Source organism: Nonomuraea sp. NPDC051191, assembly GCF_044455665.1.
GTDB lineage: Bacteria > Actinomycetota > Actinomycetes > Streptosporangiales > Streptosporangiaceae > Nonomuraea.
This window is the reverse complement of the sequence record NZ_JBITEZ010000009.1, coordinates 323,346-338,082: the sequence shown is the minus strand read 5'-3', so window position 1 is coordinate 338,082 and position 14,737 is coordinate 323,346. Positions and strand designations below refer to the sequence as shown.

The 14,737-nt window shown below is 73.0% G+C and carries 16 protein-coding genes; 14 read left to right on the top strand and 2 right to left on the bottom strand.

Going from position 1 to position 14,737, the window contains the following annotated elements:
• Window positions 1–43 precede the first annotated feature (43 nt).
• Window positions 44–802 (bottom strand): GntR family transcriptional regulator, encoded by a 759-nt coding sequence (locus ACIA8R_RS27055; RefSeq protein ID WP_397041057.1) that lies wholly within the window; start codon window positions 800–802, stop codon window positions 44–46.
• 112 nt (window positions 803–914) lie between these two features.
• On the opposite strand from ACIA8R_RS27055, the gene ACIA8R_RS27050 reads away from it, so the two are divergent.
• From ACIA8R_RS27050 to ACIA8R_RS27015, 8 genes are read left to right on the top strand one after another with little or no spacing between them, the layout of a single operon-like run.
• A complete protein-coding gene (locus ACIA8R_RS27050; protein WP_397041055.1) occupies window positions 915–2,069 on the top strand; it encodes an ABC transporter substrate-binding protein in 1,155 nt (384 codons plus the stop codon).
• Complete coding sequence (locus ACIA8R_RS27045; RefSeq protein ID WP_364092214.1) at window positions 2,066–2,890, top strand: ABC transporter permease subunit; 825 nt, start codon at window positions 2,066–2,068, stop codon at window positions 2,888–2,890. Before ACIA8R_RS27050 ends, ACIA8R_RS27045 begins: the two co-directional genes overlap by 4 nt.
• Window positions 2,878–3,732, top strand: a complete 855-nt coding sequence (locus ACIA8R_RS27040; RefSeq protein ID WP_357705028.1) for an ABC transporter permease subunit — start codon at window positions 2,878–2,880, stop codon at window positions 3,730–3,732. The genes ACIA8R_RS27045 and ACIA8R_RS27040 overlap by 13 nt, the downstream gene beginning before the upstream one ends.
• On the top strand, window positions 3,729–4,799 hold the full coding sequence (locus ACIA8R_RS27035; protein ID WP_357705026.1) for an ABC transporter ATP-binding protein: 1,071 nt from the start codon (window positions 3,729–3,731) through the stop codon (window positions 4,797–4,799). The genes ACIA8R_RS27040 and ACIA8R_RS27035 overlap by 4 nt, the downstream gene beginning before the upstream one ends.
• Complete coding sequence (locus ACIA8R_RS27030; RefSeq protein WP_397041053.1) at window positions 4,792–5,442, top strand: HAD family hydrolase; 651 nt, start codon at window positions 4,792–4,794, stop codon at window positions 5,440–5,442. The genes ACIA8R_RS27035 and ACIA8R_RS27030 overlap by 8 nt, the downstream gene beginning before the upstream one ends.
• A 54-nt stretch (window positions 5,443–5,496) precedes the next feature.
• Window positions 5,497–6,441 (top strand): hypothetical protein, encoded by a 945-nt coding sequence (locus ACIA8R_RS27025; RefSeq protein ID WP_397041052.1) that lies wholly within the window; start codon window positions 5,497–5,499, stop codon window positions 6,439–6,441.
• Between the two features lie 25 nt (window positions 6,442–6,466).
• Complete coding sequence (locus ACIA8R_RS27020) at window positions 6,467–8,155, top strand: serine/threonine-protein kinase (RefSeq protein ID WP_397041051.1); 1,689 nt, start codon at window positions 6,467–6,469, stop codon at window positions 8,153–8,155.
• Between the two features lie 24 nt (window positions 8,156–8,179).
• Window positions 8,180–8,329 (top strand): hypothetical protein, encoded by a 150-nt coding sequence (locus ACIA8R_RS27015; RefSeq protein WP_357705018.1) that lies wholly within the window; start codon window positions 8,180–8,182, stop codon window positions 8,327–8,329.
• Window positions 8,330–8,443: 114 nt separating this feature from the next.
• Here ACIA8R_RS27015 and ACIA8R_RS27010 read toward each other — a convergent pair whose 3' ends face one another.
• The gene (locus ACIA8R_RS27010; RefSeq protein WP_357705015.1) at window positions 8,444–9,031 is read right to left on the bottom strand and encodes a TetR/AcrR family transcriptional regulator; all 588 of its coding nucleotides are present in this window, start codon (window positions 9,029–9,031) and stop codon (window positions 8,444–8,446) included.
• 71 nt (window positions 9,032–9,102) lie between these two features.
• Here ACIA8R_RS27010 and ACIA8R_RS27005 point away from each other — a divergent pair, with 71 nt between their 5' ends.
• From ACIA8R_RS27005 to ACIA8R_RS26980, 6 genes are all read left to right on the top strand, one after another.
• A complete protein-coding gene (locus tag ACIA8R_RS27005; protein ID WP_397041152.1) occupies window positions 9,103–10,668 on the top strand; it encodes an ABC-F family ATP-binding cassette domain-containing protein in 1,566 nt (521 codons plus the stop codon).
• Complete coding sequence (locus ACIA8R_RS27000; protein WP_364092203.1) at window positions 10,662–11,579, top strand: virginiamycin B lyase; 918 nt, start codon at window positions 10,662–10,664, stop codon at window positions 11,577–11,579. Before ACIA8R_RS27005 ends, ACIA8R_RS27000 begins: the two co-directional genes overlap by 7 nt.
• 133 nt (window positions 11,580–11,712) lie before the next feature.
• On the top strand, window positions 11,713–12,660 hold the full coding sequence (locus ACIA8R_RS26995; protein ID WP_364092201.1) for a quinone oxidoreductase: 948 nt from the start codon (window positions 11,713–11,715) through the stop codon (window positions 12,658–12,660).
• Window positions 12,661–12,677: 17 nt separating this feature from the next.
• A complete protein-coding gene (locus ACIA8R_RS26990) occupies window positions 12,678–13,298 on the top strand; it encodes a LysE family translocator (RefSeq protein WP_397041049.1) in 621 nt (206 codons plus the stop codon).
• A gap of 156 nt (window positions 13,299–13,454) precedes the next feature.
• Window positions 13,455–13,829: a hypothetical protein gene (locus ACIA8R_RS26985; protein ID WP_397041047.1), complete on the top strand. Its 375-nt coding sequence runs from the start codon at window positions 13,455–13,457 to the stop codon at window positions 13,827–13,829.
• A 58-nt stretch (window positions 13,830–13,887) separates the two neighbouring features.
• Window positions 13,888–14,700, top strand: coding sequence for a patatin-like phospholipase family protein (locus ACIA8R_RS26980; RefSeq protein WP_397041046.1), 813 nt, complete (start codon window positions 13,888–13,890; stop codon window positions 14,698–14,700).
• Window positions 14,701–14,737 lie beyond the last annotated feature (37 nt).

Here is a 14,737-nt window from a genome sequence, read left to right as displayed (position 1 = left end):
ACCCGGGGGAAGACGGGCGTGCTTATGTATCGAACATATGTTCTTACGGCCCGAAGCGCAAGTCACCCGCCCGTCTTGTCAGGGGGTTGGCGCCGATCGAGTTGCGGATGCTGAAGGTGACGCTGCCCGCCCGGTACCTGTCGTCGGAGGACTCCACCGGCCGGCCCTCGTGGGTGGTGGTGACGCGGCGCTGGCGCAGGAGCGGGCTGCCGCGCCGCACGCCCAGCAGCCGGGCGTCCTCGGCCCCGGCGGGCACGGCGTCGATGAGGTGCTCGCCGTAGGCGAAGATCAGGCCGACGGAGTCGTACAGGGCCTCGGTGACGGACGCGCAGTCGGCGGGGAGCGCCTCGACGGCGGGGGCCACCCAGCCGGCGTAGACGGTCCGCTCGACGAGGACGGGCTCGCCCTCCAGCGAGCGCAGGCGCAGCACCTCCAGCACCTCGCCCCCATCCTCGCCCGCGCCGAGCCTGGCGGACTCGGGCGCGGTGGCGGGCCGGCGGCGCTGGGAGACCACCTGGCCGCCGATGCGGTAGCCGTTGGCCCTGGCCCACTGGGCGAAGCTGTGCAGCTCGGCGAAGCTCTGGCTGCGCGCGTTGCCGAGCACGATGCGCCTGGCGCCCTGCCGCGACCCCACCAGCCCCTCGGCGACCAGCACGGCCACCGCCTGCCGTACGGTCCCGCGCGCCGCCCGGTGGCGGGTGGCCAGCTCGGCCTCGCTCGGGAGCTGGGAGCCGACCGGGTACGCGCCCGTGAGGATGTCATCACGCAGCTCAGCGGCTATCCGTTCATAGCGCGCAACCATTCGCGACCCTCTCCATTCATGAAAGAGCAATGTTTATGCGACTTACTGGTGCTCGCTTGTTTGTACAAGTTCCCTTAGGTTCTTTCCACACCCCCCGGAGAGTGGAGGCGACGTGTTCACACCTCGCGCCCGTACGGCCGGCGTCATCGCGGCCCTTACCGTTGTCACCGCGGCGTGTGGCGCCGCCCCGAGCAGCCAGCAGACCACCAAGACGACCGAAGGCGGGGCGAACGCGGCGACCGCCGCCTCGGCCGCCGACTTCGGCGGCTTCGACAAGCTCGTCGAGGCCGCCAAGAAGGAGGGCAACCTCCACGTCATCGCACTGCCGCCCGACTGGGCCAACTACGGCGAGATCATCAAGTCGTTCGAGGCCAAGTACGGCATCAAGATCGAGAGCGAGACGCCCGACGCGGCCAGCGCGGACGAGATCAACGCCGTCAAGACCCGCAAGGGCCAGGACCGCGCCCCCGACGTGCTCGACCTCGGCCAGTCGTTCGCGATCAGCGGCGCCAAGGAAGGGCTGTTCGCGCCGTACAAGGTGCAGGCGTTCGACAAGATCCCCGAGGGCCAGAAGGAGCCGACCGGGCTCTGGACCAACGACTACGGCGGCTACGTCTCGATCGGCTGCGACGCCAAGAAGATCGCCAACTGCCCGACCAGCTACGCCGACCTGCTCAAGCCCGAGTACAAGGGCAAGGTCGCGATGAACGGCAACCCGACCAAGTCCGGCTCGGCCTTCGCCGGCGTGTACGCCGCCGCCATCGCGAGCGGCGGCTCCTTCGACGACATCCAGCCCGGCATCGACTTCTTCAAGAAGCTCAAGGACGCCGGCAACTACAACCCGGTCGAGACGACCCCGGCGACCATCGAGAAGGGCGAGACCCAGATCAGCATCGACTGGGACTACAACAACGCCGCCTACGCCCCCCAGATGTCCGCCAAGGGCCTCGACTGGAAGGTGAACGTGCCGACCGACGGCAAGTACTTCCAGATGTACGCCCAGGCCGTCAACAAGGACGCCCCGCACCCGGCGGCGGCCAGGCTGTGGCAGGAGTACCTGTACAGCGCCGAGGGCCAGAACCTCTACCTCAAGGGCTTCGCCCGTCCGGTGCTGCTGCCGTCCATGACCTCCGACGGCACGGTGGACAAGGCGCTGGCCGAGAAGCTGCCCCAGGTCGAGGGCACGCCCGAGTTCCCCACGCCCGAGCAGGTCGACGCGGCCAAGGCCAAGCTGGCCAGCGGCTGGGACGCCGCGATCTCGGGATGACCCGCTCGCGTTCCAGGGGCTGGGCGGGAGCCCTGCCCCTGCTGGCCTTCTTCGCCCTCGTCTTCGGCGTCCCGGCGGTCGCGCTGGTGGCGGGGGCCTTCACCGCGCAGGGACGGCCGAGCCTGGCCAACCTCGCGCAGAGCCTCCAGGGCGGCTATCTCGTCGCCATGGCCGGGAGCGTCAAGCTGTCGGCCGTGGTGGCGCTGGCCGGGGCCGTCCTCGGCACGTTCCTCGCCTACGCCGTGGTGACCTCGCGCTTCACGCTGCTGCGCGAGGCCGTGCTGACCGCCTCGGGCGTGCTGGCCAACTTCGGCGGGGTGCCGCTGGCGTTCTTCTGGATCGCCACGCTGGGCAACTCGGGCGTGATCAGCGGCCTGGTGGGGCTGCCCTCGGGGGCGCTGTACACGTTCTGGGGGCTGGCGATCGTCTACCTGTACTTCGCGATCCCGCTGATGGTGCTGGTCATGGCGCCCGCGCTGGACGGGCTGAAGCCCCAGTGGCGCGAGGCCGCGGCCAACAGCGGCGCGACCGCCTGGCACTACTGGCGCTTCGTCGCGCTGCCGGTGCTCGCGCCCGCGATGCTGGGCGGGGTGGTGCTGCTGTTCGGGTCGGCGTTCTCGGCGTACGCGACCGCCAACGCCATGGTGGGCACCGTCGTGCCGCTGGTCACCCTGAAGATCGCCAGCGCGCTGACCGGTGACGTGCTGGTCGGCTACGAGAACATCGCGCTGGCGCTCAGCCTCGACATGATCGTGGTGGCCGGCCTGGTGATGGCGATCTACCTGCCGCTGCAGAGGAGGAGCTCCCGATGGCTGCGCTGACCGGGCTGGAGCCCGTCGCCGCGGCGGCGGCGAAACCGCCCGCACGGCCCCGCTGGTGGCGCGGCCTGGTGTTCGCCCTGGCCGCGGCCTACTTCCTGATCCCGCTCGGGGCCTCGCTCTGGTACACGATCCACAACCCCGCCACCGGGGTGTCGTTCTCCGCCTACGGCGAGCTGCTGACGGCCGAGGGCTTCGCCCGCTCGCTGCTGATGTCGCTGTCGCTGGCCGCCGCGACGATCGTGCTGGTCCTGCTGCTGGCGCTGCCGGCGATGCTGGCCGTACGGCTGTTCGCGCCGCGGCTGCGGCCGGTGATGGAGGTGCTGTGCACGCTGCCGCTGGTGGTGCCGCCGATCACGTTCGTGGCCGGGCTGACGACCTCGCTGCGTGACGGGGCCGATCTGCTGGCGCCGACGCCGTTCTGGGGCACGCTGATCGCGATCCAGGACCCGGGGTTCCCCGTCGTGCTCGTGCTCGCGTACGTCGTGCTGGTGCTGCCGTTCGTCTACCGCTCGCTGGACGCCGGGCTGCGCACCATGGACGTGCGCACGCTGGTCGAGGCCGCGCGGAACCTGGGCGCGTCCTGGCCGCACGTGCTGCTGCGGGTCGTGGTGCCGAACCTGCGCTCGGCCCTGGCCAGCGCGTCGTTCCTGACGCTCGCGCTGGTGCTCGGCGAGTACACGGTGGCCAGCCTGCTCGGGTACGAGCCGTTCGCGGTGTGGATCGTGACCGTCTCCGGTTCCAAGGGGCAGCTCTCCGTCGCGGTCTCCATCCTCAGCCTGCTGCTCATCTGGGCGTTGCTGCTCGCCGTCTCCACCGTCTTCAGTGGAAGGAAGAAATCATGACCGCTCAGGTGGAGTTCCGCGGGCTGCGCCGGGTGTTCGGCAGGACGGTCGCGCTCGACGGGTTCGACCTGACCATCGCCCCCGGCGAGTTCGTGGCCCTGCTCGGGCCCTCGGGCTGCGGCAAGACGACGGCGCTGCGCTGCGTGGCCGGGTTCGAGCGGCCCGACTCCGGCGCGGTGCTGCTGGACGGCAAGGACATCACGAACGTGCCGGCCAACAAGCGCGACGCCGGGATGGTCTTCCAGTCGTACTCGCTCTTCCCCAACCTCAACGCCCGCGACAACGTGGCCTTCGGCCTGCGCGTACGCAAGGCGCCCGCGGCCGTCCGGCACGCCAGGGCCGCCGAACTGCTCGAACTCGTCGGGCTCCCCACGCACGCCGACCGTTTCCCGCACGAGCTGTCCGGCGGCCAGCAGCAGCGCGTCGCCCTGGCCCGCGCGCTCGCGCTCGAACCGCGCGTGCTGCTGCTGGACGAGCCGCTGTCGGCCCTCGACGCCAAGGTGCGCGTGACGCTGCGCGAGGAGATCCGCCGGCTGCAGCTCGACCTCGGCATCACCACCGTCTTCGTCACCCACGACCAGGAGGAGGCCCTGTCGATCGCCGACCGGGTCGCGGTGCTGCGCGAGGGGCGGCTGGAGCAGTGCGGGCCGCCCGCCGAGGTCTACGACCGCCCGGCCACGCCGTTCGTCGCCGAGTTCGTCGGGGCCATGAACCACCTGGCCGGGCGGCTCTCCGGCGACGGCGTGACCGTGTTCGGCCAGCTCCTTCCCGTGGACGGCCCGGTGCCCGCCGAGCCCGACGTGGACGTGCTGATCCGGCCCGAGGCCGTACGGGTCACGCCCGACCCCGACGGGCGGGCCGAGGTGCTGGCGGCGTCCTTCCGGGGGGCCTCGGTGCGGCTGCGGCTGTCGCTGGAGGGCGGCGAGGTGCTGGCCGACGTCCCGGGGCACGAGGCGGCCCGGCTGGGCGCTGGGGCCCGGGTCACGGTCCGGCTGGTGGAGCGGCCGGTGCTGGTGGCCGCCCGTACGGTCACGGCGCCCGCGCCGGTGTTGTCGGCCGATGCCTGAGGCGCTGCCCGACGCGGTCCAGGTTGATGCCGTCCCTGCCGACGCTGTCCTGTTCGACATGGACGGCACGCTGGTGGACACCGAGGGGCTCTGGTGGCAGGCCGTGGCGGCGGTGGCCCGGTCGCTGGGGCGCTCGCTGACGGCGGCCGACGCGCCGCACGTGGCGGGCCGCACGGTGGGCGACACGGCCGCGTACCTGGTGGACGGGACCGGCGCCGGATCCTCTGGCGAGGTGGCGGAGGCGCTCACCGAGGCGTTCGCCGAGCGTGTCAGGGAGGGGCTGACGGTCCTGCCGGGGGCGCCGGAGCTGCTGGCCGGGCTGGCCGCGGCCGCCGTGCCGACCGCTCTGGTGACCGCCTCCCCCCGGAGCATCGCGGAGCTGGTGCTGCCCCGGCTCGGGCACGCGTTCGACCTGGTGATCACCGACGGGGACACCGCCCGCGGCAAGCCGCACCCGGACCCGTACCTGGAGGCGGCCCGCAGGCTGCGGGTGGCCCCGGCGCGGTGCGTGGCCGTCGAGGACAGCCCGGCGGGCGTGGCCGCGGCCACGGCCGCCGGCTGCCGCGTGCTGGTGGTGGACCCCGCACACGGGCTGGCGCGGGTGCGGGCCGCGCTGCTCGGCGCTCCCCCGCACGGGGGATGAGCACACCTCCCGCAGGGGAGGGACGGGCCCGCGGCCGTCGGCAGGATGCCGTTCATGAGCATTGTCAGGACGCCCGTCGCGGCGCTCGCGCTGGTGGTCCTCTACGGCGGCCTGCGCGTCTACTGGGAGCTCGGCCACATGCCGGCGCGGATGTCGCCGATCGGTCCCGATCTGATCGTGTTCACCGGCTGGGCGGCGGTGGGCCTGTGCGCAGCGGCCGCGGCGGCACTGGTGGTCATGATGACCGTGCGCCCGGACGGCCCGCTCGGGTGGGCGCCGCCGGCGCTGGCGTGGGCGGTGGGCGGCGCGCTCATCGTGTCGGGGGCGCTGCTGCTGCTCGACGTGGTGTCCGCGGTCGTCCCCGGGCTCGGCATCCCGTTCTCGTGGACGGGGGCGCTCAGCAAGGCGGCCTGCGTGGGCTCGGGGGTGCTGCTCTGGCGGTCGGCCGCGGCCTACCGGCGGCGGGCCGCGGCGACCTGCGAGGCGTGCGGGCGCGGGCCGCGTTCGGCCAGGGCGCTCGGCCGTACGCCGGGGTGGGCCTTCGCGGCGGCCTACGTGTCCGTGGCCGGTTGCCTGGCGCGGATCGCGGCGCAGGCGGCCGTGGGGTTCGACGCCGTGCCGTACCGGGCCGGGGCGGTGGCGTTCGAGGTGGAGTTCCTGCTGGCCGGGACGCTGCTGCCGCTGGCGCTCGTCCACCGGTTCGGGCGGGTGTGGCCGGGATGGGTGCCGTGGCTGGCCGGTCGGCCGGTGCCGCGCCGGCTGGTGCTGTGGCCGGGCGCGGGGGTGTCCGGCGGGCTGCTGGCCTACTTCGGGGTGGCGCTGGGGCAGATGGCCGCCGAACGGCTCGGCGGGGGCGTGCCGTTCTCCGGGGGCGACCTGCCCGAGGCGTTCTTCTGGGTGGCCGTGCCCGGGTACGTGGTGTGGGGCGCCGGGATGGCCGTGGCGGCCTGGTCGTACGCGCGGCGTACGCGTACCGCCTGCGAGATCTGCGGCGGATAGCCGTCAATCGGTAAGCTGACCCGCCGTGAGCGGTGATATATCCCAGATCGGGCGCTACCGGCTGCTGAGCGTGCTCGGGCGAGGCGGCATGGGCACCGTCCACCTCGCCGAGGACCCGGCCGGGCAGCAGGTCGCCATCAAGGTGATCAACCCGGAACTCAGCCAGCACGAGCAGTTCAGGATGCGCTTCCGCCGGGAGGCCGACGCCGCTCGCCGCGTACGCAGGTTCTGCACCGCCGCGGTGATCGAGGCCGCGCTCGACGGCGACCTGCTCTACGTCGTCACCGAGTACGTGCCCGGCCCCAACCTGGAAGAGGCCGTACGCCGGTCGGGGCCGCTGCGCGGGTCCAGCCTCGACGCCCTGGCCGTCGGCGTGGCCACCGCGCTCACCGCCATCCACGGCGCCGGGGTGGTCCACCGCGACCTCAAGCCGTCGAACGTGCTGCTGTCCCCCGTCGGGCCGCGCGTGATCGACTTCGGCATCGCGCGGGCGCTCGACACGCTGGGCGGCGTCACCGGCACCGGCGAGCTGGTCGGCACGCCCCGGTACATGGCGCCCGAGGTGCTGCGCGGCGAGCCGGTCTCGCCCGCCTGCGACGTGTTCTCGTGGGGCTGCCTGATCGCGTTCGCGGCGAGCGGACGGGCGCCGTTCGGCGGCGACACGCTGCCCGCCATCGTCTACCAGGTGCTCAACACCGAGCCCGGCCTCGACGACGTCGATCCCGGCCTGCGCGAGCTGGTCGGGGCCGCGCTGCGCAAGGACCCGGCCATGCGGCCCACCGCGCAGCAGCTCCTCGACCACCTCGTGGGCCGCTCGGCGGCGCCCGCGCAGGCGGCGCACACCGTGCAGGTGGCCTGGCAGCAGGCCACCACGCCGTTCACCGAGGTCGCGCCCCCGGCCGGCACAGCAGCCAACACAGCGGCCAACACGGCGGCCGGCACGGCGGCGAAGCGGCGCGGCAGGCTGCTCGGAATCGGCGCGGCCGCCGCGGCGGTGCTCGTGGCGGGCTCGGTCGCCGCCTGGGCGATGCTCACCCCGGGCGGGCCGCCCGACGACCTGGACGTCCTGTACCGCGAGGACTTCACGCAGACCTCCGGCGGCTGGCTCGGCACGTACGACCCCACCACCACGGGCAGCAAGGGCTACCGCACGGACGGCACGTACGGGCTCGACGTGGCGGACGGCCGCGAGGAGCAGCGGGCCAAGGCCCCGATCCCCTTCCTCGTCGCCACGCCCACGACCACGCCCGATCCCTCGGCCACGCCCACGCCGATGTTGCCGTCGTCGGTGGTCGTCGGCGTCACCGCCGAGATCCGGGAGTCCGCGGGCAACGGCGAGTACGGCGTCTACTGCCACGACTCCGACGACGACGACACCTACTACGAGTTCGGCCTCGACCTCCAGGGGAACGCGCGGATCCGCCGCGTGTACGACGGCGCGGGCGGCACGCTGACCCAGCCCGCCAAGGTGGCCAAGCCGGAGGGACGCGTGCGCATCGTGGCCTCGTGCGAGCAGCGCGGCGCGGCGGTGCGGCTGACGATGTGGGTGAACGACAAGCGGGTGGCGCAGGCCGACGACCCCAACGGGCTCGGCAACGGGCACGTCGGGCTGTTCGCGCGTACGCCCAAGGACAGCGAGTCGTCGCTGAAGCTGACCTTCGACGACTTCGAGCTGCGGGGGCAGAAGGAACCCCAGGCGGGCCCGCGTTCATGACGGCCATCGGGGTAGGGGATGCGGATGGCGAAGCTCATGGACCGGGTGCGCGCGTACCTGCGCAGCCCTGAAGGCAGGCAGAACGTGGAGAAGGCCAAGCGCATGGCCCGCGACCCGCAGAACCAGGAGAAGGCCCGGCGCTTCCTGAACCGATTCCGCACCCGCCCACACTGACGGCCCTCTCCGTCCGCCGCCGCTGACCGGCCCCTCCGGCCTCAGCCACTGACGGGCCCTGCCGGTCGCCGCCGCTGACCGGACGCTGCCGGTCGCCGGCCTGATCCGGGACGCTCAGAGGACCCCGGCGCGGGCGGCGGCCAGGGCGGCGTCGGCGGCGCGGTCGGCGTCCCGCTCGCTCACCGGCTCGTGCGCCACGAACAGCCGGTAGTAGACCGGGGCGACGGCCACCCTGATCACCTCCCGCACGTCGACGACGTCGGGCAGCTCGCCACGGGCGATCGCCCGCCGGACCACCTCGGCCGACTGGTCGTGCCGCGCGGCGAAGAACTCGTGCAGGGCCCGCGCCGCCTGCGGATCCTGGACGGCCGCCGCCACGAACGCCGACGACACCGGCCCCATCTCCGGGTCGGCGAACCCGCTGCGGACGAGCTGGACGACCCCCCGCAGGTCGCCCTCGACGCTGCCGGTGTCGGGGATCGGCCACGGCTCGTCCTTGGCCAGCTCCAAGGCGTCGGAGATCAGGCCCTCCACGCTGCCCCACCGCCGGTAGACGGTGGTCTTGTGCACGCCCGACCGCTCGGCCACGTTCTCGACCGTCAGGCCGCGGAACCCGTGGGCGGCCAGCTCGGCCAGGGTCGCCTGGCGCACGGCGTCGCGCACCCGCGCGCTGCGCCCTCCCGGACGCCTGCTCGTCTCCAAAAACTACTCCAGTTGCTTTTACGGCTCGACCTGTGCCAAACTAAAGCTACAATAGTTGCGATTGGAGTTCCATCCTGATCAACGTCCGCAAGCTCAGCAAGTCGTACGGCGACCGCGCCGTGCTCACCGAGGTGTCCCTGTCCGTGGGGTCCGGCGAGCGCGTGGCCGTCGTCGGCGAGAACGGCTCCGGCAAGTCCACGCTGCTCAGGCTGCTGGCGGGCGTCGAGCGGCCCGACGACGGCGAGATCACCGTCACCGGCGACGTCGGCCACCTCGGCCAGACCCTCGGCCTGCCGCTCAGCCACACCGTCCGGCAGGCGGTCGACCACGCGCTGGCCGGCCTGCGGGCCATGGAGCGGCGGCTGCGCGAGCTGGAGTCGTCGCTCACCGACGACGTCATGGACGAATACGGCGAGCTGCTGACCGCCTACGAGGCCCGCGGCGGCTACGAGGCCGACGCGCGCGTCGACAGGGCCTTCCACGGCCTCGGCCTGGCGCACGTCACCCGCGACCGGGTGCTGTCGAGCCTGTCGGGCGGCGAGCGCGCCCGGCTGGGGCTGGCCTGCGTGCTGGCCGCCGATCCCGCCACGCTGCTGCTCGACGAGCCGACCAACCACCTCGACGAGCCCGCGCTGACCTGGCTCGAAGAGCGGCTGCGCGGGCACCGGGGGCCGGTCGTCGTGGTCTCGCACGACCGGATCTTCCTCGACCGGGTGGCCACCGCCGTCCTGGAGGTCGAGGAGGGGGTCGTCACCCGCTTCGGCGGCGGCCACACCGGCTTCCTGGCCGCCAAGGCGGCGGCGCGGGCGCGGTGGGAGCAGGCGTACGCGGCCTGGCGCGAGGAGGTCCGGCAGGTGCGCGAGCACGCCGCCACCACCGCTCACCGCGTGGCGGCCGGGCGGGCCATGAAGGACAACAACAAGATGGCCTACGACCGCAACGCGGGCCGCGTCCAGAGCTCGGTGGCGGCCCGGGTGCGCAACGCCCACGAGCGCCTGCGCCGCCTGGAGGAGGACCCGGTCCCGCGTCCGCCGGCCCCGCTCCGCTTCCGGGCCGCCTTCCGCGGTCCCGCCCCGGCGGGCGACGGTCCCGGCACGCCCCGGCCCCTGGTGGAGCTGCGCGACGTCCACGTCGGCGACCGGCTCCACGTCGAGTCGCTGACCGTCCGGCCGGGCGAGCGGGTGCTGGTGAGCGGGCCCAACGGCGCGGGCAAGTCGACGCTGTTGCGGATCATGGCCGAGCGCGCCGCGTGCCGGGCCGGCCACCTCCCCCAGGACGACGACTTCGACCCCGGCCTGCCCGTGCCGGCCGCGCTCGGCCACGACGGCTACGCCGACGAGCGTCGCGCGGCCCTGCTGGACACCGGCCTCTTCCCGCCGCACGTGCTCGGCCAGAAGGTGGGCGCGCTCTCGGTCGGCCAGCGGCGCCGGCTGTCGCTGGCCAGGCTGCTGATCCGGGAACACGACCTGCTGCTGCTCGACGAGCCGACCAACCACCTGTCGCCGACCCTGGCCGACGAGCTCGACCACGCGCTCGCCGCCTACCCCGGGGCGGTGGTCATGATCACCCACGACCGCGCGCTGAGACGGCATTTCTCAGGCACCGAGATCCGACTGACAGGGGGACACGTATGTTGACCATGATTCCCGAAGGCGCGCCCTACGGCGTGGCCACCGCCGCCGACGGCGCGCTCTGGTTCACGCTCGTGCACCAGGGCCGCGTCGGCAGGCTGGTGCCGGGGCGCGAGCCGGTGATCCACCAGCTCGACCCGGCCGACGGGCAGCCCGGCGTGATCGTGCCCGGCCACGACGGCGCGATGTGGTTCACCGAGGGCAAGGGCGGCCGGGTCTGCCGCATCACCGGCGACGGCCAGGTCACCGCGTACGCGGCCGACTCGCCGTACGGGATCGTCGCCGGGCCCGACGGGGCGATGTGGTTCACCCAGATGGGCAGCGGGCGCATCGGGCGCATCGGCGGCGCGGGCGAGCGGTCCGACTTCGACGTGCCGGTGGAGGGCGGGATGCCCGCCTTCATCACGGTGGGCAGCGACGACGCGCTCTGGTTCACGATCAACCAGGGCCACGCCGTCGGCCGGATCTCGTTGTCCGGGGAGGTCAGCGTGCATCCGCTGCCGACCGAGGGGGCCGCCCCCGTGGGCATCACGCTGGGGCCGGACGGGGCGGTGTGGTTCGTGGAGATCGGCGCCGGGCAGGTCGGCCGGATCGATCCGGCCGGGAAGATCACCGAGTTCCCGTTGCCCGATCGCGCCTGCCGTCCGCACGCCATCGTGGCCGGTCCCGACGGCGCGCTCTGGTTCACCGAGTGGGCCACCGGGCGGCTCGGCCGCATCACGGTCGACGGCACGATCGAGGAGCACCCGCTGCCCTCGGTGCCGCCGTCCGCGTCCGCCGGAGAGGGCGCCCCGAGCCCCGCCGAGGGCAGCGAGCCGCACGGGCTGACGGTCGGGCCCGACGGAGCGATCTGGGTGGCTTTGGAGGCCGGCGCCCTGGCCCGCGTCACGCCCACCCCGGACTCGGCACCCCGATGAGCCACACGTAGCGGCGCAACTGGCGGGCGCGCGGCGCGGCGCGGGGCGCGGAGAGGCGCGGCGGGGGTGCGGCGGGGTGCGGCTTGGTGGGTCAGGGTGGCGGTGGGAGGGCGGGGCGGAGTTGACTGGGGGGATGCATGCCATCATCGTCTCCGCCCAGGGCGGTCCAGAGGTTCTCGAGTACGTCGAGCGTCCCGATCCGGTGCCGGGCGACGGGGAGGTCGTGGTCGACGTCGCGGCCAGCGGGGTCAACTTCATCGACATCTACCACCGTTCCGGCGCCTACCCGCTCTCCCTGCCGAGCCCGATCGGGTCCGAGGGGGCGGGCGTGGTCTCGGCCGTCGGCCCGGGGGTGCACGAGTTGGCCGTCGGCGACACCGTGGCCTGGGCCGGCGTGATGGGGAGCTATGCGGACAAGGCCGTGGTGCCGGCCGACCGGTTGGTGCCGGTGCCCGACGGCGTGTCCGCCGAGGTGGCGGCGGCGGCGATGCTCCAGGGCATGACCGCCCACTACCTCACCCACTCGACGTACGAGGTCAAGGAGGGCCACCAGGTCCTGGTGCACGCCGGGGCCGGCGGCATGGGCCAGTTGCTGATCCAGCTCGCCAAGCTGCGCGGCGCCAAGGTCTACAGCACGGTCTCCACGCCGGAGAAGGAGAAGCTGGCCCGCGCAGCGGGCGCCGACGAGGTGCTGCACTACGACGACTTCGCCGAGGCGTTGCGCGGCCGGATCCACGTGGTCTACGACGGCGTGGGCAAGACCACGTTCGACGGCGGTCTGGAGGCGCTGCGTCCGCGCGGCCTCATGGCCCTCTACGGCGCGGCCAGCGGCCCGGTCCCGCCGATCGACCCCCAGGTGCTCAACCGCAGCGGCTCGCTCTTCCTGACCAGGCCCACGCTCGTCCACTACGTCGCGGAGCGGGAGGAGCTGCTCTGGCGGGCCGCCGACCTGTTCGGCTGGATCTCCTCCGGGCAGCTCAGGATCAACGTGTCCGAGCGCTACCCGCTGGCCGAGGCGGGCCGGGCCCACGAGGACCTGGCCGCCCGGCGTACGACCGGAAAGTTGCTGTTGATTCCCTAGCGCTACGCTCACCCCTTGTGGACATCAATGCGGCAGTTTGGTCCTTCGCTGCCGTCGTCGCGCTCCTGACGATCACGCCGGGGCTCGACACGGCTCTCACCCTGCGCACGTCGCTGCTCGTGGGCCGGCGTGCCGCCTGGGGGGTGGTGCTGGGCATCCAGCTCGGCACGCTCGTCTGGGGCGTGCTCACCGCGGCGGGGCTGTCGGCGCTGCTGGCGGCCTCGCGGCCGGCCTACGACGTCCTGCGCTGGGCGGGGGCGGCGTACCTGGTGTGGATGGGGGTGCGCATGCTCCTCACCAAGGCGCGGGCCGGCGAGGAGGAGGACGGGCAGCACGCGTTCGGATTCGGGAAGGGGTTCCGGCGCGGGCTGCTCACCAACCTGCTCAACCCCAAGGTCGGGGCGTTCTACGTGGCGATGTTGCCGCACTTCATCCCGGCCGGGGCGCCGCACGCGGCGATGGGGCTGCTGCTGGCCGGGGTGCACGCGGCCGAAGGGCTGCTGTGGAGCACGGTGCTGATCGGGTTCGCCTCGCTGATGAGCGACGTCCTGCGGTCGGCCCGCGTACGGCGGGTCCTCGACCGGGTGACCGGCGTGGTCATCATCGGGTTCGGGCTCCGGCTGGCCCTTCACGACTGACCACGGGCCGATCCGGCAGCCGCTTTCCGGACGTTTCCAGAAACAGCAGTTTCCAGAAACCGGACTTTCCTTATATCTCTCGCAAATCTTTGAACTCATTTCGCATTCGCTCCCGTACGTCCCCACACAAGCAATTCCTTCGGGACAAGGAGCGAAATGTTCACCACCCGCACCACCGTCGGCGCGTCGGTGCTCGCCGCCGCGTTCGTCCTCGCGGCCGTTCCCGCGAGCGCCCAGACGCAGAGCCAGGCCCCCGCGGCCTCCGCCTGCCGCCAGATCGTCATCACGGGGTCCAACGTGGGCGTGCGCGAGTTCGCCTTCAACAACGGGCAGGTGCTGCAGACACGCAAGACCGGCAGCGTCCTCACCTCCTGCCAGTTCCTCAGAGGCAACGGCAGCAACGGGTACACCCCCAAATGCGGGGCCAGTGGTTACAACTGGTACCAGGTCAACATCAGACCCACGCGCGACGAGATCGGCCTCGTGGTCACGAAGGGGTACGTGCCCGCCACCTGCGCCCGCGTCCGCTAGCGTCGCCGCCGGTTCCCTTCCAGGACACTGCGCCGGGAAATGGGGCAGGGTGAGGTGCGTGAAGACAGCGTTCGTGCTCGGTGGCGGTGGTGTGCTCGGTGCTCACGAGGTGGGCATGCTTCAGGCGCTCGACGACTTCGACGTCCAGCCCGACCTGGTCGTCGGCACGTCGGTGGGCGCGCTCAACGGCGCGCTCATCGCCGCCGACCCGGCGCGGGCGGTCGACCGGCTGACCTCGCTGTGGCGGTCCGACATCGTGCGCACGGCGTTCGCCGGGTCGTGGGTGGCCCGGCTGTCCACGCTGGCCAGGACCGGCACCCACCTGCACCCCAACGGCCCCCTGCGGGACGTGCTGGCCGGGACGGTGCGCACGGAGCTGATCGAGGAGCTCGCGGTGCCGTTCCAGTGCGTGGCGGCCTCGGTCGAGCGGGCCGCGGCCCACTGGTTCACCAGCGGGCCGCTGGTGGAGGCGGTGCTGGCGTCGTGCGCGGTGCCGGGGCTGCTGCCGCCCGTGAAGATCGACGGGGAGCACTTCTTCGACGGCGGGCTGGTGCACAGCATCCCCGTCGGCCGGGCCGTGCAGCTCGGGGCCAGGCGGGTCTACGTGCTGCACGTCGGCCGGATCGAGCGGCCGCTGACCGCGCCCCGGCGGTTCTGGGAGGTGGGGATGGTGGCGTTCGAGATCGCGCGGCGCTACCGGTTCGCCGAGGAGATGGCCACGTTGCCGCCGGGAGTGGAGGTGCACGTGCTGCCTGCCGGGGTCGGTGAGCCGCTGTCGCCGTTGCGCTACCGGGACCTGTCCCAGATCTCCACCTACATCGACCGGGCGTACGAGGCTTCTTCTCGTTATCTGCGGACAATAGGAGGATGAAGACCCAACCTCAGGGAGGCTGACCCAAGGGAGGCCA